Origin of the sequence: Neisseria sp., assembly GCF_030527965.1 — a bacterium.
GTDB lineage: Bacteria > Pseudomonadota > Gammaproteobacteria > Burkholderiales > Neisseriaceae > Neisseria.
This window is the reverse complement of record NZ_JAUMZU010000022.1, coordinates 1-25,146: the sequence shown is the minus strand read 5'-3', so window position 1 is coordinate 25,146 and position 25,146 is coordinate 1. Positions and strand designations below refer to the sequence as shown.

At 47.5% G+C, this 25,146-nt stretch carries 18 protein-coding genes; 12 read left to right on the top strand and 6 right to left on the bottom strand.

Going from position 1 to position 25,146, the window contains the following annotated elements; all coding sequences use genetic code 11:
* Positions 1 to 166: 166 nt before the first annotated feature.
* Positions 167 to 2,227, bottom strand: a complete 2,061-nt coding sequence (gene glyS / locus Q4A84_RS09890) for a glycine--tRNA ligase subunit beta (RefSeq protein WP_303088768.1) — start codon at positions 2,225 to 2,227, stop codon at positions 167 to 169.
* A 112-nt stretch (positions 2,228 to 2,339) separates the two neighbouring features.
* Positions 2,340 to 3,245: a glycine--tRNA ligase subunit alpha gene (gene glyQ, locus Q4A84_RS09885; protein ID WP_303088767.1), complete on the bottom strand. Its 906-nt coding sequence runs from the start codon at positions 3,243 to 3,245 to the stop codon at positions 2,340 to 2,342.
* Positions 3,246 to 3,483: 238 nt separating this feature from the next.
* On the opposite strand from glyQ, the gene Q4A84_RS09880 reads away from it, so the two are divergent.
* Entirely contained in the window at positions 3,484 to 4,164 is a 681-nt protein-coding gene (locus Q4A84_RS09880) for an OmpA family protein (protein WP_303088766.1), read from the top strand.
* A gap of 70 nt (positions 4,165 to 4,234) precedes the next feature.
* Here the strand turns inward: Q4A84_RS09880 and dsbD are convergent, their stop codons facing one another.
* Both dsbD and folE2 read right to left on the bottom strand, forming a co-directional pair.
* Positions 4,235 to 6,043 carry a protein-disulfide reductase DsbD gene (gene dsbD, locus Q4A84_RS09875; protein ID WP_303088780.1) on the bottom strand — a complete coding sequence of 603 codons (1,809 nt, stop codon included), beginning with the start codon at positions 6,041 to 6,043 and terminating at the stop codon, positions 4,235 to 4,237.
* Between the two features lie 217 nt (positions 6,044 to 6,260).
* The gene (folE2, locus tag Q4A84_RS09870; protein ID WP_303088765.1) at positions 6,261 to 7,034 is read right to left on the bottom strand and encodes a GTP cyclohydrolase FolE2; all 774 of its coding nucleotides are present in this window, start codon (positions 7,032 to 7,034) and stop codon (positions 6,261 to 6,263) included.
* A gap of 348 nt (positions 7,035 to 7,382) precedes the next feature.
* Between folE2 and Q4A84_RS09865 the strand changes: the two genes are divergently transcribed.
* The 9 genes from Q4A84_RS09865 to Q4A84_RS09825 all read left to right on the top strand — a co-directional run bounded on the left by Q4A84_RS09865 (position 7,383) and on the right by Q4A84_RS09825 (position 20,173).
* Positions 7,383 to 8,543, top strand: a complete 1,161-nt coding sequence (locus Q4A84_RS09865) for a PLP-dependent aspartate aminotransferase family protein (RefSeq protein WP_303088764.1) — start codon at positions 7,383 to 7,385, stop codon at positions 8,541 to 8,543.
* Positions 8,544 to 8,637: 94 nt separating this feature from the next.
* The gene (locus Q4A84_RS09860; RefSeq protein ID WP_303088763.1) at positions 8,638 to 9,075 is read left to right on the top strand and encodes a J domain-containing protein; all 438 of its coding nucleotides are present in this window, start codon (positions 8,638 to 8,640) and stop codon (positions 9,073 to 9,075) included.
* A 56-nt stretch (positions 9,076 to 9,131) separates the two neighbouring features.
* Positions 9,132 to 9,284 (top strand): hypothetical protein, encoded by a 153-nt coding sequence (locus Q4A84_RS09855; RefSeq protein ID WP_303088762.1) that lies wholly within the window; start codon positions 9,132 to 9,134, stop codon positions 9,282 to 9,284.
* Positions 9,285 to 9,582: 298 nt separating this feature from the next.
* Complete coding sequence (gene tssJ, locus Q4A84_RS09850) at positions 9,583 to 10,227, top strand: type VI secretion system lipoprotein TssJ (protein ID WP_303088761.1); 645 nt, start codon at positions 9,583 to 9,585, stop codon at positions 10,225 to 10,227.
* A gap of 40 nt (positions 10,228 to 10,267) precedes the next feature.
* The gene (gene tssK, locus Q4A84_RS09845; protein WP_303088760.1) at positions 10,268 to 11,617 is read left to right on the top strand and encodes a type VI secretion system baseplate subunit TssK; all 1,350 of its coding nucleotides are present in this window, start codon (positions 10,268 to 10,270) and stop codon (positions 11,615 to 11,617) included.
* An 18-nt stretch (positions 11,618 to 11,635) separates the two neighbouring features.
* Positions 11,636 to 12,925 carry a type VI secretion system protein TssL, long form gene (gene tssL / locus Q4A84_RS09840; RefSeq protein WP_303088759.1) on the top strand — a complete coding sequence of 430 codons (1,290 nt, stop codon included), beginning with the start codon at positions 11,636 to 11,638 and terminating at the stop codon, positions 12,923 to 12,925.
* A gap of 38 nt (positions 12,926 to 12,963) precedes the next feature.
* Positions 12,964 to 16,527, top strand: coding sequence for a type VI secretion system membrane subunit TssM (gene tssM, locus Q4A84_RS09835; protein ID WP_303088758.1), 3,564 nt, complete (start codon positions 12,964 to 12,966; stop codon positions 16,525 to 16,527).
* Positions 16,528 to 16,722: 195 nt separating this feature from the next.
* Positions 16,723 to 18,999: a type VI secretion system Vgr family protein gene (locus tag Q4A84_RS09830; protein ID WP_303088757.1), complete on the top strand. Its 2,277-nt coding sequence runs from the start codon at positions 16,723 to 16,725 to the stop codon at positions 18,997 to 18,999.
* A 22-nt stretch (positions 19,000 to 19,021) separates the two neighbouring features.
* A complete protein-coding gene (locus Q4A84_RS09825; RefSeq protein WP_303088756.1) occupies positions 19,022 to 20,173 on the top strand; it encodes a DUF2169 domain-containing protein in 1,152 nt (383 codons plus the stop codon).
* 64 nt (positions 20,174 to 20,237) lie between these two features.
* Here Q4A84_RS09825 and Q4A84_RS09820 read toward each other — a convergent pair whose 3' ends face one another.
* Positions 20,238 to 20,891, bottom strand: a complete 654-nt coding sequence (locus Q4A84_RS09820) for a GrxB family glutaredoxin (RefSeq protein ID WP_303088755.1) — start codon at positions 20,889 to 20,891, stop codon at positions 20,238 to 20,240.
* Positions 20,892 to 21,404: 513 nt separating this feature from the next.
* Here Q4A84_RS09820 and Q4A84_RS09815 point away from each other — a divergent pair.
* The gene (locus Q4A84_RS09815; protein WP_303088754.1) at positions 21,405 to 21,761 is read left to right on the top strand and encodes a hypothetical protein; all 357 of its coding nucleotides are present in this window, start codon (positions 21,405 to 21,407) and stop codon (positions 21,759 to 21,761) included.
* A 158-nt stretch (positions 21,762 to 21,919) separates the two neighbouring features.
* A complete protein-coding gene (locus Q4A84_RS09810) occupies positions 21,920 to 24,133 on the top strand; it encodes a bifunctional (p)ppGpp synthetase/guanosine-3',5'-bis(diphosphate) 3'-pyrophosphohydrolase (protein ID WP_303088753.1) in 2,214 nt (737 codons plus the stop codon).
* A 76-nt stretch (positions 24,134 to 24,209) separates the two neighbouring features.
* Here the strand turns inward: Q4A84_RS09810 and Q4A84_RS09805 are convergent, their stop codons facing one another.
* Positions 24,210 to 25,004 (bottom strand): thymidylate synthase, encoded by a 795-nt coding sequence (locus Q4A84_RS09805; protein WP_303088752.1) that lies wholly within the window; start codon positions 25,002 to 25,004, stop codon positions 24,210 to 24,212.
* Between the last annotated feature and the right edge of the window lie 142 nt (positions 25,005 to 25,146).

The following is a 25,146-nucleotide window of genomic DNA, read 5'->3' as shown; positions in this document are numbered from 1 at the left end:
CTTCAACTCCGAAGAGGGAAACATACCCACCATGCTATTCACACCCGAAATCAGAACCAATAAATCACCCGATAAAACATCATATCAACTGTTTAATTCAAATAAAAAAACCACCTGAAAACCTTTCAGGTGGTTTTGCAAACTCAGAATGATGAAAACAAGCCCGCTATTCACCCAACAGAGCAATATCCGCCACCGCATTCATCAATTGCGCCAAACGATTCAGCAGGTTCAAGCGATTTTGCTTCACGGCGGCATCATCGGTCATCACCATAACATGATCAAAAAACGCGTCGACTTGCGGTCTGATGGCGGCCAGCTCGGCTAACGCGGTTTGAAAATCTTGATGTGCCAAGGCGGCTTCGATGTTCGGCTGCAGAAGCTTAGCGGCGGTAAATAAAGCGCGTTCTTCGTCTTGCTGCAACAAAGCTTCGCTCACTTCGCCCAATTCCGAATCGGCTTTTTTCAATAAGTTTTGTACGCGCTTGTTCGCCGCCGCCAGCGCTGCCGCTTCGGGCAACTGCTTAAATGCGGCCACGGCTTGCAGCTTGGCAGCCAAGTCATTTAATTGGCTCGGTTTTTTAGACAATACGGCCGCTACAGTATCTTGCGGGTAATCGTTTTGCAGCAACACGGCGAGGCGAGCCTGCATAAAGTCGGCCACTCCAGCCACCGTATCGGCTGCCAGCTTGCCTTGAGGGAAACTTTGGTATACGGCGTTCAGCAGCTCGTTGATATCCAGGCTGTTGCCCATCAGCATGCGCAACACGCCCAAGGCGGCACGGCGCAAGGCGTAAGGGTCTTTGTCGCCGGTCGGAATCAGGCCGATGCCCCAGATGCCGACTAATGTTTCCAGCTTGTCGGCCAGCGCCACGGCGGTGGCGGTGTGATTTTCCGGCAGAGTATCGCCGGCAAAACGCGGCCGGTAATGCTGCTCGATAGCATCGGCAATTTCTACGGTTTCGCCATCTAAACGTGCATAGTATTTACCCATCGTGCCTTGCAATTCGGGAAACTCGCCCACCATTTCGGTAACCAAATCCGCTTTGGCCAAACGGGCGGCGCGCTCGGCAACCGCAACATCGGCTCCCAACGCTTTGGCAATGTGGGCGGCAATGCTTTGCAGGCGCTCGATGCGCTCGGCTTGCGAACCGATTTTGTTATGGTAAACCACGTTGGCCAGTTTGGGCAGACGGCTTTCCAAAGTGGCTTTCTGGTCTTGCTTATAGAAAAATTCGGCATCGGAAAGACGCGCGCGCAACACGCGTTCGTTACCATGAACAATGTGCGACGAGTCTTGCGCCTCCAAATTGGAAACCAAAAGGAAACGGTTGATTAGCTTGCCATGTTTATCCAACAACGGGAAATATTTCTGATTTTGCTGCATGGTCAGAATCAGACATTCTTGCGGCACCTGCAGGAAATGCTCTTCAAAACCGGCCTCCAGCACAACCGGCCATTCCACCAATGCGGTAACTTCCTCCAGCAAGGCTTCGTCGGCGGCAACCTGAGCATTCAAGCGATTTGCCTGCTGTTGCAAGCCTGCCTGAATCGCGGCTTTGCGTTCAGCAAAATCGGCAATCACTTTACCTTCGCTTTTCATTTTCTCCGCGTAGCTATCGGCATGTTCCAATTCTACTTTGCCGGCAGACAAAAAACGGTGCCCGAGCGTCCAGTTGCGGCTTGCCAACCCCAATACGCTAACATTAATTACATCTGAGCCGTATAACGCCACCAAGCCGTGCACCGGCCGCACAAACGTGTGCGTGCTGCTGCCCCAGCGCATCACTTTCGGAATCGGCAATTTCTTAACCGATTGATTTAAAATATCTTCCAACAATTCAGACAGGCTTTTGCCTTGTTGAGTATATTCATAAGCATAAACATCTTGTTTGCCGTCATTAACGACTTTCAAATCTGCAACAGCAGCGCCGCAGGAGCGGGCAAACCCTTCCAGCGCTTTGGTCGGCACGCCATCTTTCAGAGCATTGGCCACTGCCGGTCCTTTTTTAACTACATGCTGATCGGCCTGCTCCGGTTTCACGTTTTTAACCTGCACGGCCAAGCGGCGCGGCGAAGCATAAGCGGTATATTGTGCGGTGCCTTCAGTTAATTGCGCTTTTTCCAAGCCTTCGGCAACGGAAGCCGCCAGATGCTTGCCGAGATTATCCAGAGCTTTCGGCGGCAGCTCCTCGGTAAGGAGTTCGATTAAGAGGGTTTGAGTCATTGTGCTTGCTTTCTTGAATGACGGTTTTATTTCGGTTCAGACAGGCATTACACTTATGCCTGTCTGAAAATCAGTGAATGCGGCGCAGCGGATAAAGTTGCAACGCTACGGCTTATGCGGCTTTGTTTTTAATCAGCGGAAAACCCAACTTCTCACGGCTTTCCACGAATTTCTGCGCCACAATGCGGCTGAGTGTTCGGATGCGGCCGATGTAGGTTGCACGCTCGGTAACCGAAATAGCGCCGCGCGCATCCAGCAGATTAAATGTATGCCCTGCTTTCAATACCAGCTCGTAAGCCGGCAGAGCCAATGAAGCGTCTTCCACTTCCAACAGGCGCTTGGCTTGCGCTTCGTAGTCGTTAAACTGTTGCAGCAACCAGCTCGCATCGGCGTATTCGAAATTGTAAGTCGATTGCTCCACTTCGTTTTGATGGTAAACATCGCCATAGGTAACTGTTTGGCCGTCTAAAGTTTTCGCCCAAACCAAGTCGTATACGTTTTCCACACCTTGCAGATACATGGCTAAACGCTCGATGCCGTAAGTGATTTCACCAAGCACGGGCGAGCAATCGATGCCGCCGACCTGCTGAAAATAGGTGAATTGGGTTACTTCCATGCCGTTGAGCCACACTTCCCAACCCAAGCCCCAAGCTCCAAGCGTCGGGTTTTCCCAATCGTCTTCCACAAAACGGATGTCGTGTTCGAGTGGATTGATGCCCAGCTCGCGCAAACTATCCAGATACAATTCTTGAATATTATCCGGTGCGGGCTTGAGGGCAACCTGAAATTGGTAGTAATGCTGCAAACGGTTGGGGTTATCGCCGTAACGGCCGTCTTTCGGGCGGCGGCTGGGCTGAACATAAGCGGCAAACCAAGGCTCCGGCCCGAGTGCGCGCAAACAGGTTGCGGGATGGCTGGTGCCGGCGCCCACTTCCATATCAAAAGGTTGGATAACGGTGCAGCCTCGTTCGGCCCAAAAAGTTTGCAGTTTGAAAATGATTTGTTGGAAGGTAAGCATATGCGGCTTTCCGGAAAAACAGAAATAAAGCGTGCATTTTAGCCTTTCGGCCTATTTCAGGCTAGGGTATTCCGGTAATTTGTTCCTTGGGCAGAAAACATTGAAAACAAGGCGGCCGTTCTGTATTGTGCCGCTGTCGGTTTTGTTCGCTATAATCTGGCATATCAACGGTTTTTCGGTATAATGCGGCCAATTTTATTGATTTTGTATTTTATCGCTTTCTCTATAAAGGAACGGAATGATGTCTGATAATAACGATGATCACAAAGAACAACGTATCGGTTTATGGTTGGTTGGCGGCGCGGTAGCGTTAACAACCTTAGCTGTTTTGCTATTTACAGTTTACGGCTGGGAGAACGGTAAAATCGAAGGTGCTCCGGCTAATGAGCACGCCGCTTCTGCCACCATGCCGGCAGCCGCCTCGGCTGTTGCGGCCTCAGAAACGGCTGCTCAGCTTCCGCAACCTTCCGAGTCGCCAAGCACTGCCGCTTCTGCCACCTCGGCTGCCGCATCGATGGCCAGTTCGCCTGCCGACATGATTGTGTCAAGCGCAACCGAGCAAAGCGCTTCCGAGACTGATGGTGCCGACAGCGCCAATGTCGTGGTGGAAAACGGTGTAGTGAAATTTTACTTTGCCACCGGCAAGTCCGACTTGGCTGGCAACGCCGCCGAAGCTTTGCACGATGTGCTGGCCGGCGTGAAAGAAGGCAAAAAAGCAGTTATCTCCGGCTATAACGACAGCACCGGCAATATGGCGGCAAACGAAAAATTATCGAAACAACGCGCGTTTGCCGTACGCAACGCTCTCTTGAGCCTCGGCGTACCGGAAAACCAAATCGAGCTGCGCAAACCGGCTGACACCGAAGCCGGAAAAGGCAATGATGCCGAAGCGCGCCGTGTGGAAGTGATTCTGGAATAACACGGCCTTAATAAGAAAAGCCTGTCTGAAAACATTTTCAGACAGGCTTTTCTTATTGCTGATGCTTTAACTAGCTGTTATGGCGAACCCATTCGATAAACTCATCCGCCTGTACAAAACCCAACAAAGCTTCGCTGCGATGCCCTCCGGACTTAACCACAAAAATTCCCGGCGGGCCATAAAGACCGTATTCCTTCAGCAACTCCTGCTGTTCCGGCGTATTGGCGGTTACGTTAATCTGGAAGAAGCGCGACATATCCACTGCTTTGCCCACTTCAGGCTGATTTAACGTTTTCGCTTCCATTTCTTTGCAGCTCACGCACCAATCGGCATAAAAATCCAACAACACCGGCTCATTCGGTTTTTCCTGCAAAGCCATATTCATTGCGGCCTTCAATTCTTCTACATTAGTAAACTTCTCACTATGCAAGCCACCTTTCTCCATATCGGGGTACAGCGTCAGGAATTCATGCAAGGCAGTCGTCTTATTACTATAACTTTGAAAACCAAACCACAAACCGCCCAGCAGCAACACACCGCCCAATACCGCAGAAAGCTGGCGCATCAAACCATCCGTATGCATTACCCGCACCAGCAGCATGCCGGCCGGAATAATCAGCAACAAACTATAAAGCACAACCACCACTGCATAAGGCAGGAACGGGCGGGCGATATAAAGTGCCGCCGCCAATAAAATAATACCGAAAGCATATTTAATACCGTTCATCCACGCTCCGGCTCGAGGCAACACATGCCCGCCGAAAGTGCCAACCAAAATCAGCGGCACGCCGGTGCCCAAAGCCAACGCATACAAGGCCAAACCGCCCAATACCGCATCGCCGGTTTTTCCGATATAAGCCAACGCACCCACCAACGGCGGCGCAACGCACGGGCCGACAATCAAAGCCGAAAGCATGCCCATTCCAAACACGGAAGCCAGCCGACCGCCCGACAATTTATTACTTTGATTCTGGAAATAGCTTTGCAACGCAGCGGGCAATTGAATATTAAACAAGCCGAACATAGAGAGCGCCAGCACAACCAAAAGTCCAGCCGCGGTCAGCACAACCCATGCCTGCTGCAACCATACGGTCAGTAGCGAGCCGGTCAGGCCGGCAATCAAACCGACCACTGTGTAAGTCAGCGCCAATCCTTGCACATAAACCATCGAAAGAGAAAACGCACGTCCTTTGCCCACCTGCTTGTCACCCACCACAATACCGGAAACAATCGGCAGCAAAGGATACATACAAGCGGTAAAGCTGAAGCCCAAACCCGCGATAAAAAACGCCAACAGGTTGGCGCCTAAAGTTTCACGGGAAAGATTGAACGGATGACTGTTTTGCCCTTGCGGTTGTGTGGCATCGTTTTGCCCGGACGAAGGTTTCAAAAATCGGTCTTTCCCGTTAGCCGGCGGCACATTATCCGGCTGATAGAGTCCGTTTCCTTTGATTTCGAAAACATTTTCCACCGGCGGATAACATACGCCCACATCAGCGCAGCCCTGATAAGTCAGCTTCAAGGTGTAGCCGCTATGCGCGCCGGCTTGTTTGTAAGGCCAAACAACCTGCGCATGCTGGTGGAAAACCGTTTGCTTGCCGAAGAATTCGTCTTCTTTTTCCTGCCCTTTGCTGAATTGCGGCTCGCCAAGCAAACCGGCGTTTCCCGTATCCGCCTGAATTCTCGACTGGTACAGATAATAACCGTCTGCAATATTAAATTCGACATTCACGCCTTTGTCGCTCACATCAACCTGAGGTACGAACGCCTGCTCCGGCGGCAACAGTTTGGATGCGTCCACCGCATACGCGGCCGGCGCCAAAGATAAAAACACAATCAGGCAGCCCAAAAACTTCCTTAAAGCGCAGATTGGTTTCATGTTCAAAAAGTGCATTCTTCTGCTCCTTCATTACAAATGCCTCTGGCAAGGCAATTCTGCTAAAACTATTAGATCGACGGAAAACGGCGCCGGTTAAGCCTTGGCCTCTCACACTTACCCTGAATGTGGCTTTTACAAGCATTACGCATTAATGTTCAGCAGGCTAGCATCACATTTTCAGACAGGCATTGCCTGTTTCAATCGATTAGCAAGCCGCTTAAGGTCGCGTAATGCAGGCGTAAGCCGAATGATTATGGATAGACTCGAAATTCTCGCTTTCCACTGTAAAGCCGATAATCCGCTCATCCGCCTGCAACGCACCGGCCACATCGCGAACCATGTCTTCCACAAACTTCGGATTCTCATAAGCCTGCTCGGTAACGAATTTTTCATCGGGGCGTTTCAGCAAGCCGTAAAGCTGGCAGGAAGCCTGAGCCTCCACGCAATCGATGATTTCTTCGATGCTCACGTCGCCGCTGCACGTCAGCGACACGGTAACGTGCGAACGCTGGTTGTGCGCCCCGTATTGAGAAATCTCTTTCGAACAGGGGCAAAGGCTGGTTACCGGCACCAAAACTTTCATACTTTGGTAATACGCACCGTCTTTCACTTCGCACGTCAGATCAACATCATAGTCCAAAAACGATTGAATACCCGACACCGGAGCAGTTTTCTTGCGAAAAAACGGGAACGATACGCTAATCCTACCCGCATCGGAATCCAACAATTTCAGCATCTGCCCTGTCAACACATTAAGCCGCGGAAAATCCAGCGGTTCGGTTTGCGCCTCCATCAAGGCAACAAAACGCGACATATGCGTGCCCTTCTGATCGGCCGGCAGAAAAACCGTCATCGTCAAACGGGCCACCGTATGCTGCCGCCCTTCCGCGCTTTCCAGCACAATCGGGAAACGTAAATCTTTAATGCCTACTTGGTTAATCGGGATATTGCGTAAATCTTTACTGCTTTGCACGTCTGCAATGGCGCTCATGCTTTGTTTTTCCTTTTAATGCGTGTAAGCCGGCTGCCGTTTCTGATAAGACGGCGCTTGCCGCAAAATCTTACAAATTTGTTCAGCCGCCCTGAAAAATGTAGGCCGTAAGTATATAGCCGGATGTAGGAAAAGGCTATTGAGAATAACTATAGTAATCAAATGTTATCCGAACTGGCTTCAACCGAGCCGAACGATTCAAACCTGCCCCTCAATGCCTGTCTGAAAAGCATGACAATCCGACATTTAGCCATTCAACAGCCACACTCAGTCTTAATAATTTAACAAGCAGGTATTTTCTTAAGCCAATTTGGGTTTACAATAAAATTTTTCCGTTCGGGAGCCAAAATGCCTTATCAATTTTCCACCGAAGCCATACACGCCGGTTACGATTGCGACGAACACAACCGTGCCATCATGCCGCCGATTTACCAAAACAGCATGTTCGCCATGCATGAAATCGGCGAAAACACGCCCTACCGTTATTCCCGCCTCGCCAACCCCACGCGCAAGGTGCTTGAAGATACCGTAGCCGCATTGGAGCACGGTTCGCAAGGCTTTGCCTTTGCCAGCGGCATGGCAGGTATCGACTGCATTTTCCGCACTTTCCTCGCACCGGGCGACACCATTGTCGCCGTGAGCGACATTTACGGCGGCAGCTACGACTTGCTGACTCAAGTATATGCGAAATGGGGCATCGACGTTGTGTTTGCCGACCTGACCCGGCCGGAGAATCTTGATGCCGTATTGGCGTCGAAACCCGTAAAAATGTTGTGGTTGGAAACGCCGTCCAACCCGCTCTTAAGATTGGTCGACGTTCCGTCGCTGGCAGCCAAAGCCAAAGCGGCAGGCGCTCTGGTCGGCATCGACAACACGTTTGCCAGCCCTTATCTGCAAAACCCCATTGATATGGGCTGCGACGTCGTTTTCCATTCCGCAACCAAATATCTGTGCGGCCACTCCGACGTTTTGATGGGCATCGTGGTAACCAAAGAGCCTTCTTTGGCGCGCCCGCTGCAAAACATGATGGTCAACACAGGCGGCATCGCCGGCCCGATGGATTGTGCGCTCGTGTTGCGCGGCATCAAAACCCTTGCGTTGCGCATGCAAAAACATTGCGAAAACGCGCTCGATTTGGCCAAACGCCTCTCGCAGCACCCTGCCGTAGAAAAAGTGTTTTACCCCGGTCTGGCAGAACACGAGCACCACGAGCTGGCCAAACGCCAAATGCGCGGATTCGGCGGCGTGGTATCGGTTTATTTGAAAAACGATACCATTGAAGCGGCCAACCAAGTGATTAAAAACATGAAGCTGGTCAAAATGGCCGCCAGCTTGGGCGGCGTGGAGAGCCTCGTCAACCACAATTATTCCCAATCCCACAGCGGCATGTCGCCCGAAGTCAAACAAAACCTCGGCATCCGCAAAGGATTGCTACGCTTTTCCGTGGGCGTGGAAGACATTGAAGACATCTACCGCGACATCGCCTCTGCTCTAAATACCACGCTCTGAGCCCAAACACAGAGCCAATGCCTGTCTGAAACCCTGTTAATGCGTTCAGACAGGCATTATAATAAGCGAACGCCATTATTTTTCCTGCCGAGTAATGCCCCGGAAAACCCACACCCATTACGACAACCTCAAAGTCCCCCGCGATGCCGATTTAAAAACCATACGCGCGGCCTATCGCACCCTCTGTCAGCAATACCATCCCGACCGCTGCCCCGAAAATCCCGATGCCCATCGCATCATGAGCATCATCAACCTTTCATACAAAGTATTGAGCACGCCGGAAAAGCGCCGCAAACACGACGAATGGATTGCCAAACAAAACCCCAGCCAAGCCAGCCGGCCAAACGAAAAAATCTCCAGCCCCATGCCTCCGGGTTTCCGGAAAAAAGAACAACCCGTCTCACGCACCAAATACTTACTCTGGCTGCTTACCGTCGCCCTGACCATCTGCGCCCTTTTTCTTTACACCCTGCAACAACGTGCCGACGCCGCACGTCAAGGGAAGGATTTACCGGTTAAACACCAACCTTAATTCAAATCGCCTTATTCCATTCCCCCGATACATTATCAACCGTTCATTTCCATAGCGTGAACCATACCACCCTCACAACCCTAAAAAGCCTGTCTGAACATATTCAGACAGGCTTTGTTAAGACATACCGCATCTACAATACCTTAACATTTACCACGCAAACCGACCGCCTTTCCCTACAAACATACCACTCGCCGCCTACGGTGTAACATTGACGAGAGATGGATTAAATTAACGGAAACATTCCTTGATATACCAACGAAAAACAACCGGTCGCCCTATAAAATATTTAATTTGAAGGAACGTTTTACCGATTCCCCACTCTTACAAAAGGCCAAGCCAGGTAAATATATGTTCATAACAAAAAAATGTTACAGGGTTTATCACAGGAAGTAGGTTTACAATAAATTTTCATCATACATCTTGAAGATTGGTTTTCTTTAAAATTAGGCTTTCTCGGCCTAAATGGTATTTTTGTCAAAAATAGACTCTTAAGAAAGCACGGGTATGCGAAAAAAATTAATTTTGCCGATATGGATTGTGCTCGCGTTATTAGCAGCTTCCTGCTCATCCGATCGTAAACCGCCTAAAGAATCAGACGAAAGCGGCGGCAGTATCAAAATCCAAGTCATCGTAGCCCCCGATTCCAACCCCGACATCGCCGGCCGGCCCTCCCCCGTGCGTTTGGATTTATACCAACTCTCTGCCGACAACGAATTTAGGCAGCTCAACTATTCAGAATTAACCGAACAAACCAAAGAGAAATTGGGCGACAAGCTGATTCAGCACGACCAGCAAATTCTTTATCCCGACAGCGTCAAAGTCTTCTCCGTCAAGCTGGATTCCCATCTGAAATATTTAGGTGTAGTGGCCGGCTATCGCGATTTAAGCCAGGGTAAATGGCGACTCGTTCTTCTCAAACAAGATAAACACTGGTACCAAATCGGCAAACAATACCTGTATCTCGATATCGAAAAGAATACGATCAGCCAAATCAACAAAGCCCAAATGCGGGAAAAACTGCAAGACTTCAAAAGCCGACACCCTGATGATAAAAGTATTACTAATAGCGGCAAAGCACGCAAAGACAAAAACGACTTAAGCAAAGGCATCTTTAGAGAAGATCCGAAAAGCCCTGCCGTTACTGAATAAGATTTTCATCGTCCAATAACTTTTTCAGAGCTAAATAATCATGACAATAGAAGCAAAAGTAGTTTGGTCGGAAGGCATTTTCATCACGCCGCAACATTTCCAACAATTCGACCGTCATATCGAATCCGGTATGCACAGGCTGGCTGTTTTGCGCGAAGGCTTTTTCTGGGGCTTTGTATCGCTCTCATTAGATACCAGCGGTTTGAAGCGCGGCGTGGTCAGCATCAGTGAAGCGGAAGGCATTTTCCCCGACGGTTCGGTCTTTTCATTTTCTCCACAACAACTCGAAGGATTGAACTTCAAAGTCCCGGCCGGCACCAAAGATACCAAACTGTGTCTGGCAGTTACCCTACCTTCCTCCGTAAACAACGAAATAGGCTTTAGCGATACAACCGACGGTAGCTCGGGGCATTTCCGTTATAAAGCGTTCGACAAATCTTTGGCTGACACCACCAACATCGAACAAGAGCCTCGACAGTTGACGCTGGCAGAGCTAAACCCAATCTTGATACTGGAAGGCGAAGTGACCCAAGGACAAACCGCCTTACCGATCGCCCTAGTAAAATCCTGTTCAGCGGATCTCGAAGTAGTTCTGGACACAAACTATATCCCTCCTGTTTTAGGCAGCCAAAAACAACAACATCTCAAAGCTTATATCTCCGAAATACACGGACTGCTGATGCAAAAAAGCAATAGCTTGGCCAATGCAGTAAACGACCCGAACACCGGCGGTTCGGTGGAAGTGATGGATTTCATGATGTTGCAAACCATCAACCGTTATCTTGCCTATCTATCTCACGAGCAGCAAGGTGCTCGGCAAACCCACCCGGAAACTTTATTCGTCAATCTATCCAAGCTATGTGCAGATTTGATGACATTCCTGCCAGCACGGAAAGTTGGCGACCTTCCGATTTATCAACACAACGATTTAGCCTCCTGCTTTAGCAAACTGTTTTTCCATCTGCGCAAATCCCTGTCTATCGTATTGGAGCAAAGAGCCATCCGCATTCCGCTGGATATCCGCGACGAATCTTTGCGCGTAGCGCAAACACCTGATCAATCGCTGCTGGACAAAGCCTCTTTCATTTTGGCAGTGAAATCCGATATGCCAAACGAAGCGTTGCGGCAGCGGATACCAACGATTGTCAAAATCGGAACGGTGGAAAAAGTCAAAGAATTGGTGGCATTCCATTTACCGGGCATCCGAGTGCATTCTCTATCCGTAGCACCTAGGGAATTGCCTTATCACAGCGGATACGTTTATTTCGAATTAGATAAAAAAACCGATATGTGGAATATGCTGAATGCTTCTTCCGGCATGGCTTTCCATATGGCGGGCGATTTTCCTAATCTAGATGTTGAATTTTGGGCGATTAAATCTTTAAGTTAATTAACTGTGGAACTGAGTATGAATAATCAGAATCAGACTGCTTACGGAGCAGTAGGCATTTATAACCCTCTGATTGAAGCTGCAAAATCGGTTTTTATTCTGGTAAACGCCATGCAGCAGACAACCAGCCAGCTCTCATCCGACGGATTAATCAATAAATTCTCCCTATTGATTAACAAATTTGAAGAAGACGCAGAGAAAAACGGGGCAAAATACGATGCCATCCAAGCTGCAAAATACTGCCTATGCACTTTTGTAGACGAATCTGCCGTTCGCGCAAGCTGGGCCGATGAAAATTGGTCGAAGCACAGCTTATTAGTTTCCTTTTATGATGAAACTTGGGGAGGCGAACGCTTTTTCGAAATACTGAACAACTTAAAACAAGATCCTGCTAAAAACATCGACCTGATTGAATTCATGTATCTGTGTTTGCAATTCGGTTATAAAGGTAAATACCAGGTTCTGGCTAGCGGCGATTTGGAAGTGGATAAAATCAAAAGAGACTTGCTATCCATTATCCACGCCAAACGTCCGGATCAAACCATAAACCTATTGGGTAATGATCCGGTTGTAAAAAACATCGTGCAGCGCAAACAGCGCCTGACCATTCCATTATGGGTAATCGGCGTTTTAGGCGGTGTCATACTCAGCATCGCCTACTTCGCCATGCAATGGTCGTTGGGTGATAAATTCGACGTAGCCAGCACCAAAGTCAACAATCTGAAGTTGCCGGTAGTCGCCCCCAAACAACACGCAGCTAAAACTTTAGTCCGCTTGCGCCCGCTGTTAGAAAACGAAATTATCAGAAAACTGGTTTCCGTCAAAGACGAGCCGGGTCGCAGCACGGTTACGATTCTGGGCGACGGTTTGTTCGATTCAGGTGCCGCTTCCATCCAAGATCAATACTACCCCGTCTTGGCAGCAGTCGGCCAAGCGCTCAACAGTGTTGAAGGCCAGGTTGTCATTACCGGGTATACCGATGATCAACCCATCCAAAGCCTGCACTATCCTTCCAATTGGCATTTATCGCAGGGCCGTGCGGATGCTGTTAAAGAAATCCTGCTGACCTACATTAAAAACGGAAACAGCCGTATCCGATCGGAAGGCCGAGGCTCTACCGACCCTGTCGCGCCCAACAATTCACCTGAAAACAGGGCGAAAAATCGCCGGGTTGAAATTACTTTGTTTACAACCGGTACCGGGCCCAAGCTAGGCAGCGAAACCGTGATTGATCCCGCCAAGCCGCGCCAACAAACGGAAAACGAACAATTACCTCAGCCTGAAGCCGCATCGCAAGCTGGCAAATAAGTTAGTCAGAATATTTGAATTGATACGGAAAGATAAGCATGAAAAAATTTCTTTATTTTTTAGGGTCCCGCACCCTGTGGGTAATGCTAGGTATCATCGGCTTGATCGTTTTGATATGGTTTGTCGGGCCTTTAATCTCTATAGGAGAGGTTCGCCCGTTGGCCAGCGCCAGCATTCGTTTGGCCATCTGTGCCGCACTAATCATTCTGTGGCTAGCCAAAATCGTATTTCGCCATTACCGTGAATCGCGGCGTAATGCGGCATTAATGAAAGAAATCCGAGCCGCACAAGAGCCTATTCTGACAAATTCAACTGATACCAGCTCAATGAGCCGCCAGTTTGCGGAAATTGACCGGGTTTTGAAAAACGCCCGCTTCTCAAGAGGCGACAACAGCCTGTTTGCCAGGTTCAGCGATGGTCAATACCTGTACCAAATGCCTTGGTATGTCGTATTAGGCGCCGCCGGCTCTGGTAAAACAACGGCTCTGAAACAATCCGGCCTCAACTTTCCATTGGAAAGCACTTTAGGGTCTTCTTCTCTAAGCGGGCTGGCCGGAACACGCGATTGCGACTGGTTTTTATCGGATGAAGCTGTTTTACTAGACACGGCCGGCCGTCTTTCCCTACACGACGATCACAGTAACAAAGATTCTGAAGACTGGGAAGAATTTGTCTCACTGTTAAAACGCTACCGCCCCAAACAGCCTATCAATGGTGTATTGGTTACCGTTGGCGTTGATGATTTGCTAAACGGCAAAACCAATATTGCCGAAATGGCCGTTGAGCTACGGAAACGGGTTCACGAAATGCACACTAAGCTGGGCATCCATTTCCCGCTCTACTTAATGGTAACCAAGCTAGATTTATTGCATGGTTTCAAACCCTTCTTTTCCACACTGAGCGAAGAGCAAAAAAACCAATACTTCGGCATTTCCTTGTCTGTTGAAGAAGGCGCCGAAACACCGATAGCCACAGCTTCCAATTTATTATCGGAGGTTATCGACAAACTTCGTTCGTCCATGCTCGGCATCATTAACGAATTGGCCTCTTCCGAGGAAAAAGCCGCAGCATTTGCCTTTCCTGAAGAATTTGAACGCTTGAATCAAGCCGTTTTGTATCTCTTGAAAGAATTATCCAAATCTTCCAAATTCGAAACCCCCATTTCATGGCGCGGCGTCTATTTTTCCAGTGCAACGCAGGAAGGAGAGGGCTTCAATCCGGTATTGGAAAGTTTACAAGGTGATTTCCAGCTGTCTAAAAAATACACCGATTCCGAGCGCGTTAACGGCACCAACACGCATGACAGCTTCTTCCTTAACAAATTATTTGCCGATGTTATTTTTAATGAAGCCAATCTGGCCGGAGAAAACAAATCTTGGTTTATGCGAAACCAAATTTTGTATTGGTGCGGCGTAGGTGCGATTGCTGTGGTTGTGATAGGCGGTATATCACTTATGTTGAACAGCTATTCAAATAACAGCACATATCTCAAACAAGTAGGGGATAAAGCGACCGTATTGGAACGAAAAAGTAAATCTTCAGTAGGAACTTCTGATTTGTTAAAAGCCGTTGCGTTCGCCGAACAAGTCAGAGCAACAACGGAGAGCAAAAAAGAAATTCCCGACTTGACTTCTCCACCTCTAAATTATCGAATGGGCCTTTATCAAGGCAAACAGATGAACGAAGTGGGTGAATCATCTTACCAGCGGATTCTTGAAGATAACGTAATGCCGCTCATCAGTTATAAATTGGATGAGTTGCTACGTTCAACCCGAGGTTCCGACGGCATCAAAGGATACAATGCTTTGAAAGCTTATCTGATGATGTTTGATAAAGAACATTTTGATGCCGATTTTATGCGCACTTGGCTGATGTCCAACTTATCCGACTCCGAATCGGCAAATATGAGCGAAGCCCAAAAGCAATCGGTTGAAAAAGCACTGATTCATATTCTGTCGAAAAAAAGCCTTATCTCGAGCGTACCTTATGACGAGGCTTTGGTAGAGCAGCGGCGCCAAGAAATCTCGCAAAGAGATATTGCCACCATGGTTATGGATGACACCATCACTTCAGTAAATCGTGCAGGAACGGCCGGTTTGTCGCCTGTATCATTTTCTTCGATGGGCGGCGTGCAGAGCCATTTATTGTTTCGGCGCAAAAGCGGCAGAGCTCTGAAAGAACCGATTAGTTTTCTTTACACCAAAGAAACTTATATGACCAGGGTGTTACCGACGATGGTAAAGTCGGCGGAACAATTTTTTAACGAAGATTCTTGGGTGCTGGGCAGCTACGCCTCCTCAAGCCAAAGCAAGGAAGACGTGCTCTCCGGAGCGCAAAAGCTTTACTTCAACAATTACATACGAGTCTGGCACGGCTATCTGGCGGATTTATTGTTGGTAACACCAAAATCTTCTCAGGAAAACGTTCAGATTGCCAAACTGCTGTCTGAAAAAAGCTCCCCTCTTGCCAACATGATCAAGGGCATCAGTAACAATACAACTTTAAATATCAGCAATCAGCTGGCTGATAAAGCAGACGGGAAAATCACCGAATGGCTCAACAGATCGGGGTTGAGCAAATTGATCAGTTCGGATCAAAAAGAAGGAGCCAGCAACGAATTAAATGTTTTAAAACAATCTACCTCAGTAGACGATGCCTTTGCGGATTTTCACATGTTGACCGTATCGGAAAATAACCAACCGCCTGCCATCAATTCGGTTACCGAAGCGATTAACGATTTGTACGTTTATCTTGTAGCATTGAATATTGCCGTAGAAAAAGGAGTGGACTTGCCTCCGGATGATTCTCTGGTGAAATATAAGGCAGAAGTCAACCGCCTGCCTCCTCCGTTCCGGGAAATGTTGGATAATTTCTCCGGCATTATTCTGAGCAACACCGATAAGGTAGTGGATCAAAAATTAATGTCGGGTTTGGAAGCGAAATTAAGTAACGTGGCAAGCAAATGCCAGGATATCCGCAAACAAGGTTATCCTTTTGAAGCCGGTTCGACCAACAATGTCGCACTTGAAGGTTTTGCCAGCATTTTCGGTCCGAACGGTATGTACAGTCAGTTTACCAACCTATCCGGCCCAAATGCCGTATTGGCCAAATCCGACAAACTGGATACCGTTATGGCAAAGAACGCTGCCTTCAAAGAACGTTTTAGCGTGTTAGATACAGCTTCTTCAGTTCAAAAAGCTTTTTTCGACAAAGGTTCTGTGACGCCTAAATTCGACTTCTCGGTCAAAGTCGTGATTCTTGACCCTAGCCTGCAAAGCGTTAACATCTCTTACGATGGCAAAAGCCATGTTTACAGCCACGGCCCAATCGTTCCGATGAATTTTAGTTGGCCCGCACAAAACGAAGATGCCGTTGCCAAAATCGACGTATCCTCCCCTCAAATTAGCGGTGCGGAAATCAGCGCAACAGGGCCTTGGTCTGTCTTCCGTTTGATTGAAAAAGGCCATATCGTGCGCCAAACCGCCAACACGACAACCGTAGAATACAATATCAAAGGGAAGAATGTGATATTAGAATTTACTTCTTCCACTTCGCCCAACCCCTTTGATTTGGGTAAAGTGCGTAACTTTAGTTGCGCATAACCAGAAGGCCATCGTCACTTGTTGTCGGTGGCCATCGTTTTGGATAGGTTGAATGCCTGTCTGAAAATATTATTGCATAATTGGGAACTTCCTCGGAACCTTACCTACATTCAGACAGTCTATATATACTGTATAAATAGTGTCTTATGCTCCGGAAACAGTTGCTGCCGGCCCTCTAAACTCAGGAATGACAAAATGAACAGAACAGTTATTGCTCAAACGCCTTTTGGTCAGAATTTGTTGTTTAAAAAACTAGACGGGAAGGAATCGGTTTCAGACCTTTTCGAATTTAACGTTACTTTCGTTTCGAAAGATGCCAACCTGCAAGGCAGCGATATTGTCGGGTTGCCCGTTACGTTGGAAATCGACACCAAAACGGGTGGGAAGCGCTACCTAAACGGATTGGTTACCGATTTCGGCTATTTCGGGGAAGATGAAGACGAAGAAGACTATCATGCCTACACTGCGGTTTTGCGCCCGTTTATGTGGTATCTGACCCAAAACGTTGACAGCCGTGTGTTCGTTGATAAATCTGTTTTAGATATTACCAAAGAAGTATTGGCGCCTTTCGGTTTTCCTTTTCAAATCAAATGCCAAAAAGGCTACCGTACGCGCGGTTTCTGCGTTCAATATCAAGAAACCAGCTTCAACTTTATCAGCCGCCTATTCGAGCAAGAAGGCATCTATTATTACTTTGACCACAAAAACGATTCGCACGAACTCGTTATTACCGACGACGTCGGCTCCTTAACTGCAATTGCCGGCAATCCCGCTCTTCCCTACCACTCGCGCCAAGTTGCCGCCGGTGCGCCTTCCATTGAATATATAGATGAATGGGCCGAACGGGATTCACTAAAATCCAATAAATACTCTACTCAAGACTATAACTACAACAACGCCAAAGTTGCTATGAAATCATCGGATTCAGTGCATGATTTTAACTCCGTCGATATGGAGCATTATGATTTCTACACCGGATTCAGCGACGTATCAGAAGCGCAAAACTATAGCCAGGTGCGCAGTGAAAGCCTGAAAAGCCAAACCAAAGTCATTACCGGCTCGGGTACAGTGCTGACCCTCGCTCCTGGCCATACTTTTTCATTAATCAAACACCCTCACGCCTCTTCTAATAGCGAATATCTGATATTAGCTACCGAATATGCCTTCGAAGAAGCAGGCTATACCACCGGCGACAAAATCGGTTCGTTCAGAACCTCATTCCGCGTATTGCCCAAATCCTTCCCATACCGCCCTCCCCTACGCGCTATGAAACCACAGGTATTGGGCACACAGGCCGCAACCGTTACCGGCCCTGCCGGTGAAGAGGTATACACCAACGAATACGGCGATATCAAAGTCCAGTTCCATTGGGACAGATATGGAAAAATGAATGAAAGCAGCTCAAACTGGGTGCGTGTTGCCCAAGGTTCTGCTGGTTCCGGATTCGGTTCGATTAATACGCCACGCGTTGGTGAAGAAGTGCTGGTCGATTTCATTAACGGCGATGCCGACCGTCCGATTATCGTCGGCCGTTTATACAACAGTGCGATGAGCCCGCCTTGGGGTTTCCCCGCTGCGGCGAAACAATCCGGTATCAAAAGCAAAAGCTTCAATTCTCCTCTCGCTAATTTCAACGAGTTGATGTTCAACGATACCGCCGGTTCGGAAATGGTTAATTTCCAAGCCCAAAAAGACCTGACCTCGCTGGTTAAAAACAATGAAACCCGCAACGTCAACAACGACCGCACGACCACCATCGGTAACAATGAAACACTATCGGTTACCGGCGAAAGAGCGAAAAGCGTTCAGAAAAACGAAACTGCTTCTGTCGCCATGAACCGCACTGCTTCCGTAGGTCAAAACGAAACATTGGATGTAACGCAAAACCAAGCGCTCAGTGTCGGCCAAAACCAGAGTGTCAGCGTAGGGAAAGATCAGAGTGTCAGTGTTACCAACAACAGAAGCAAATCTGTCGGTCAAAACGAAAGCGTATCGGTCGGCCAAAGCCAAGCCATGATGATTGGCCAGGATCAAAACGTTTCGGTCGGAAAGAACCAAGCTCTTACCGTGGGTGCCAGCCGTAATAAAACCATCGTAGCCAATGAGGTAAGCAGCATCGGCGGCAACCGCCAGAAAACGGTATCCTCCACCAATATCAGTACAATCGGCGCAGCCAACGTAACCAATATCGGCGGTGCAGATGTGACCAATGTCGGTGGTTTGAGCATGACCAATGTCGGCGGTGCGGAAACGCATATTGTGGGCGGTGCTATAGCTTTAGCTTCGGGTCTGCATGCCAGTATGCGCAGTATGATGAACACTACCATCGCAGCCGGTCATAAAGTTACCTTAAGGGTTGGCGGCTCCGAAATCGTGATGAGCAGAGGGGAAATCAGCATTTCGGCCAAGAAAATCACGATTAACGGCAAAAGAGTCGTCAGCTTGGATGGCAATAAAATCCATCTGAACTAACTTCAAGCCTCAGAGGCCTAGCATGTTTGAGTTAGAAAACTTCACTTTCTTCAATGCGCAACAATTTCAGAATATCGATCCTTTGGATCGTATCTATAATGTGGTTGTTGCCAAAGTAAGCTATGAATTTGAAATAAACGCGTCGACGGGGCAAACGGAATTAAAGTTTGCTCCGGAGCAAACGCCGCTTATTTACGAAGATATTTATTACGGCGATACCATCAGAACTTCGGTTAAAGCGGAATGTGATTTTATTATTTACAAACCGAAAGTCGATTTAGTGGTTAATGCTACCGCTTATGCGCCGAATGACGAACTTACCCGCCAATTTCCGGTTTCCGTGCAAATCGGCGACTATAAAAAGTCATTGGCTATTACAGGCAAACGCTATTGGATAAAAGAGACTGTCGGTTGGACATTAAGCGATCCCGAGCCGATAACCAACCTTCCCATTCGCTACGAATATGCATTTGGTGGCATTCACGCCGGCGGGCTCAAACAAAACGGCTATTTACAAGAAAATATCGTTGGCGTAGGAAGTTATTCGGCTGATTTTTTACGGCAGCACAGTACCAAAAAACTATTAGACGCCCATCAGATTTATGACCCCGCCAAACCGGTTACCGACCCCAGCGAAATCGTCATACCCGAAGGGCTTGGATTTTACGCAAGATATTTCGCCCATCGCGTCCGGCATACAGGCACAACCGACAAGGAATGGGCAGAAAATCGGGCTCCGCGGTTACCCACCGATTTTTCCATGTCTTTCTGGAACGGAGCACACCCTACATTGCAGGTTCCCCATCTGAAACACAATCACGTCTACGATCTGGTTTTTACCGGACTTGTTCCCGCCCATAAAGCACCACATCAGCGTTTTTCCGTTTCCTTGCCGGTCGAAACTGTGTTTATCCACATACTAACACCCGACCGTTTGTCAATCAGTAAAGATATGATTTTAGACACCATTATTGTAGATGTAGAAAATCGAAAAATTGACTGCAGCTACCGAATCGCTTTAGCACAGGAATTGGAAATTGCACACTGCCAATTAAGATACATCGCAAGAGGAGATCGCGGTACACAAATCGAAGCCGCTCAAAAACGCAAAGCATCAACAGAACCCGATTTCATCGTTATTCCACCATCACTAAAAAACGCTCGGTTGTCTTAAAAAGATTTTCAGACAGGCATATGCCTGTCTGAAAACCATAACGGTTACGTTCTTACATCATGCCTCACAAAGCACGATCAAAATACAACGGCACTCCCGAGGCCTCCGACATTGCCAACACATAAGCCATCAATTTCTCAGGCAAAACCAAACCGCGAACCATCGTGAGATTTCGCAAAATGGGAAACACTATAATATCTTCCATACCTAACTGCCCCGACAAAGCGTTCGGCGATCGAACCAACGCCTCCAAATCTGCCAGATTCTTATGCAGCTCATCCAGATACTGCTTGGTTTTATTCAAATGCTTGTCAAAGATTCCGATGCTACTCTCTTTTTTCTTCACAAAATAATCAACGGCCGATTGAGTTGCAAATTCTGGCAAACCCAGCTTCACCTCTCGCGGCCATACTAGTTTGTTCACATATTCCCCCACCTTGTCGAACCAAGCTTGCACTTCCGGGCGAATCTCTTCTTGTAAGCGCATCCTTCCACTTCCCGCATACTCATCCACCCAATGCACGATATCCAAACTTTCACCCATATACGAGCCGTCAGGTTTCTGCAAAATCGGCACTTGTTTGACACCTATCAAGCTAATCGGCGTAGCTTCATCATCATTCAACAACACCTCTTCTGTAACCGTCACGCCAAACAAGCCGAACGGCATGCGTGCTCGCACACAAAAAGGGCAATGGTCATATATATAAAGTTTCATGTTCATCTTCTCAAAAAATCACAATTAATATAAAAGCTCAAAAATTATCAATAAACTGACCTTATGGCAGTCTTGCATATCGGCATATGCATCACAATACTTTCTCATCCCATAAAAAAACATTTTTTTACATTAGCAGTATTAAATATTGTTTTGTTTTCTTTAGCATTTGTTTTTTCAGTAATTTTCAAAAAAACAAATAAGCGGCTTTTTTCACAGACGAGCGGGAACATGTTAAATACCCTTGTTTATGCATAATTTGCTTATTTTTTAAGCAAAAAAAAATTTTACAAGTCTCGTCTGGCGGCCTATACTAATCAATGTATTTAGGCTACAAGCTTAATGCTTATATTATTTTTTAATGATACCCGCTTTAACATTCCAGTGCCAATCATGGTAACATCACGATGCAAATGTATTTATTTACCGGGCAATTCCCACTCGACAGCCTGCCAAATAATTTGTGTTCCGGGTATGATTTTTTTTAAATGCTTTTAAGTGGAGAAGATTCCTATGAATTACGATAAAGCCGTGTCAGAAATGTTGAATGTTGACGGCGCCATTGCTGCTGCCGTTGTTGATTACGCCAGCGGCATGTTGCTGGCAGGTGGTGGTTCGCCCTCTGTTGATTTGGAAATTGCCGCTGCCGGTAACACCGAAGTGGTTTCTGCAAAAATGAAAACCATGAAAATGCTGGGCATGAACGACGTAATTGAAGACATTCTAATTACCTTGGGTAAACAATACCATTTGTTGCGCCCATTAAAAAACCATGAAGGCTTATTCCTTTACTCCGTATTAGACAAATCCAAATCCAATCTGGCTTTGGCACGCCGCTCTTTAGTTGAAGTGGAACGCAATCTCGGCTAAGTCACAGATGTAGAGCTAAATTAATTAGCAAGTCCGACCGTTTATCGGTCGGATTTTACATTTTCAGCCATGCCCAATAATACTATCTTTTCCTTCTGGATTTAGCAGATGCTTAGCGATACAATAGCTTTTCCATAAAAGTCTCATCGGGAAAAACTATGGTAAGCACCGTACCAACACCCAGCAGCCTCGCCTCAGATTTGTACAAATACCAGGATTGGTTTGATACTTATCTGAAAAGCCTGCCTGAAAAGCATCAAAAGCTGCTGCAATCCGCGCTTACCCTTGCCGAATCCCATTATCCCAAAGATGCGACCACCCTGACGGGCGAACCTTTATTAAGCAACTTGATTGGCGCGGCGCAAATGGTTTCCGAAATGGATCTACTACCGGATGCCGTTGCTGCTACACTTCTAACCGATATTTCCTCCTTTTGCAAGAATTGGCGCGAACAAGTAACTGAAAACTGTGGCAGTGCCGTATACAATCTGGTTCAAGGCATAGATGAAATCCAAAAACTGACCCATTTTGCTCGAGTCGACAGCCTTGCCACCCCCGAAGAGCACGCAGAGCAAGCCGAAACAATGCGTAAAATGCTGCTGGCGATGGTCTCCGACATCCGAGTCGTGCTGATTAAACTGGCCTTGCATACCCGTACCCTACAATTTCTCTGCAGCCTGCCCGACAGCGCAACCAAACGCGCGATAGCCAAGGAAACACTGGATATTTTCGCTCCTCTAGCCAATCGATTGGGCGTGTGGCAACTCAAATGGCAGTTGGAAGATTTAGGTTTCAGGCATCAGAACCCTGAAAAATACAAAGAAATCGCCAAGCTGCTTGACGAAAAGCGCACCGAGCGGTTGGAATACATTCAAAACTTCCTAAGCACGCTCCGCACCGAACTTGAAAAATACAACATCCACTACGATGTTGCCGGCCGTCCCAAACACATCTATTCCATTTACAGAAAAATGGTAAAGAAGAAATTGGATTTCGACGGTCTCTACGATATCCGTGCCGTACGTATTTTGGTCGACACCATTCCCGAATGCTATACCACGCTTGGTATTGTCCATAGTTTATGGCAACCCATTCCCGGAGAGTTCGACGATTATATTGCCCATCCTAAAGGCAACGGTTACCAAAGCCTGCATACTGTTATCGTCGGACCGGAAGACAAAGGCGTAGAGGTTCAGATACGTACCTTCGAGATGCACCAATTCAACGAATTCGGCGTGGCTGCACACTGGCGTTACAAAGAAGGCGGCAAAGGCGATAATGCCTACGAGCAAAAAATTGCATGGCTGCGCCAGCTTCTCGAATGGCGCGAGAACATGGCAGAAAGTAGCCAAGAAGACCTTGCTTCTGCTTTCCAAACCGAATTATTCAATGACACCATTTATGTGCTTACCCCGCACGGCAAAGTGCTCTCTTTACCCACTGGCGCTACACCGATTGACTTCGCCTACGCATTGCATAGCGATTTGGGCAACCGCTGTCGCGGAGCGAAAGTCGACGGGCAAATCGTACCGCTTTCCACTCCGTTGGAAAACGGGCAGCGGGTAGAAATCATCGCTGCGAAAGAAGGGGTTCCTTCCGTTAACTGGCTATATGAAGGCTGGGTTAAAAGTTCGCGCGCCATCAGCAAAATACGTGCATATATCCGCCAGCAAAATGCCGAAGCCGTAAGAGAAAACGGGAAAGCCCAGTTTGAGAAAATCCTAATTAAAATTTCCCCCAAACCCAATGTTCAAGATTTAAGCGAAAAGCTGGGTTATAAAAAAATCGAAGAGCTTTACACAGCCATCGGTCAAGGCGAAGTAACGCCTAGGGCCGTTCAGAAAGCCTGCGGTGCATTAAACAAATCAACTCCGGAACCGGTTAACGAAACCAATATCGTTAAACGTTCCAAAATCAAATCCGGCAGCAAAAACGGTATTTTAATTGACGGCGAAGACGGATTAATGACTTCATTGGCGAAATGCTGCAAACCCGCACCTCCGGATGACATTGTTGGTTTCGTCACACGTGATCGCGGCATCTCGGTACACCGCACCAACTGCCCTGCCCTGCAAAACCTGCTCAAGCAAGCACCGGACAAAATTCTGCCGGCCAGCTGGGCACAATTACAAGAAGGTCAAGTTTTCGCTGTAGATATCGAAATACGCGCACAAGACCGCAGTGGCTTGCTGCGCGATATATCGGAAGCACTAGCGCGCCATAAAATTAATGTTACCGCGGTACAAACCCATTCCCGAGATTTAGAAGCCAGCATGCGCTTCACTTTAGAGGTGAAGCAAGTTAACGAGTTACCGAGAGTTTTAACCGGCCTGAGCGACGTTAAAGGCGTATTAAGCGTTGCTCGTTTATAGACTGGAGAAAATTTAGCCTCAACTAAAATGCCTGTCTGAATTTTTCAGACAGGCATTTTCTTATTCAACACTATCTTCAAACGGCCACCGGTGCCTTAATATGAGGGTACGGATCATAAGCACTCAATTCAAAATCTTCGAATTTAAACTCAAACAAATCTTTTACTTCCGGGTTCAAACTCATAACCGGCAACGCACGCGGCTCACGAGTTAACTGCAACCGCGCCTGTTCAAAATGATTGCTATATAGATGAGCATCGCCGAAAGTATGGATAAACTCTCCTACCTGCAAGCCACACACCTGAGCCACCATCATCGTTAACAAAGCATAGCTGGCGATATTAAATGGCACGCCTAAGAAAATATCGGCACTACGCTGGTAAAGCTGGCACGACAACCTACCATCCGCCACATAAAACTGAAACAGCGCATGACACGGAGGCAGAGCCATTTCATCCACCAATGCAGGATTCCAAGCAGAAACAATCAAGCGCCTAGAATCAGGATTTGAGCGGATTTGCCCGATAAGATTGGAAATCTGATCAATATGTCTGCCGTCAGGAGCAGGCCAACTCCGCCATTGATAACCATAAACCGGGCCTAAATCACCATTCTCATCCGCCCATTCATCCCAAATTGAAACGTTATTGTCTTTCAAATAACGAATATTGGTCTCTCCTTTTAAAAACCAGAGCAACTCATGAATAATCGAACGCAGATGCAGCTTTTTCGTAGTCAGCAGCGGAAAACCTTTGCTCAAATCAAAACGCATTTGATAGCCAAATACAGACCGCGTGCCGGTACCGGTTCTGTCAGATTTATCAGTGCCGTATTTAAGCACATAATCCATCAGGTCTTGATAAGCTTTCATAAGATTCCTTCAATATTGGCTTTAACAACAAGGCATCAATTTTAACACTTTGGATATTGGCCAGAGCATAAAATATTCATAATAATTTAAGGGGCTGTCCTAGATAACTAGTACAAATCATGCTTTACTAATTGTTTTAAAA

Coding starts and splice junctions, on each gene's coding strand:
- tssK (WP_303088760.1), top strand. CDS start 10,268: ATGACAATAGAAGCAAAAGTAGTTTGGTCGGAAGGCATTTTCATCACG.
- tssM (WP_303088758.1), top strand. CDS start 12,964: ATGAAAAAATTTCTTTATTTTTTAGGGTCCCGCACCCTGTGGGTAATG.
- glyQ (WP_303088767.1), bottom strand. CDS start 3,245: ATGCTTACCTTCCAACAAATCATTTTCAAACTGCAAACTTTTTGGGCC.
- Q4A84_RS09815 (WP_303088754.1), top strand. CDS start 21,405: ATGAATTACGATAAAGCCGTGTCAGAAATGTTGAATGTTGACGGCGCC.
- Q4A84_RS09860 (WP_303088763.1), top strand. CDS start 8,638: ATGCCCCGGAAAACCCACACCCATTACGACAACCTCAAAGTCCCCCGC.
- Q4A84_RS09805 (WP_303088752.1), bottom strand. CDS start 25,004: ATGAAAGCTTATCAAGACCTGATGGATTATGTGCTTAAATACGGCACT.
- Q4A84_RS09865 (WP_303088764.1), top strand. CDS start 7,383: ATGCCTTATCAATTTTCCACCGAAGCCATACACGCCGGTTACGATTGC.
- Q4A84_RS09810 (WP_303088753.1), top strand. CDS start 21,920: ATGGTAAGCACCGTACCAACACCCAGCAGCCTCGCCTCAGATTTGTAC.
- tssL (WP_303088759.1), top strand. CDS start 11,636: ATGAATAATCAGAATCAGACTGCTTACGGAGCAGTAGGCATTTATAAC.
- Q4A84_RS09830 (WP_303088757.1), top strand. CDS start 16,723: ATGAACAGAACAGTTATTGCTCAAACGCCTTTTGGTCAGAATTTGTTG.
- Q4A84_RS09820 (WP_303088755.1), bottom strand. CDS start 20,891: ATGAAACTTTATATATATGACCATTGCCCTTTTTGTGTGCGAGCACGC.
- folE2 (WP_303088765.1), bottom strand. CDS start 7,034: ATGAGCGCCATTGCAGACGTGCAAAGCAGTAAAGATTTACGCAATATC.
- Q4A84_RS09825 (WP_303088756.1), top strand. CDS start 19,022: ATGTTTGAGTTAGAAAACTTCACTTTCTTCAATGCGCAACAATTTCAG.
- tssJ (WP_303088761.1), top strand. CDS start 9,583: ATGCGAAAAAAATTAATTTTGCCGATATGGATTGTGCTCGCGTTATTA.
- dsbD (WP_303088780.1), bottom strand. CDS start 6,043: ATGAAACCAATCTGCGCTTTAAGGAAGTTTTTGGGCTGCCTGATTGTG.
- glyS (WP_303088768.1), bottom strand. CDS start 2,227: ATGACTCAAACCCTCTTAATCGAACTCCTTACCGAGGAGCTGCCGCCG.
- Q4A84_RS09880 (WP_303088766.1), top strand. CDS start 3,484: ATGATGTCTGATAATAACGATGATCACAAAGAACAACGTATCGGTTTA.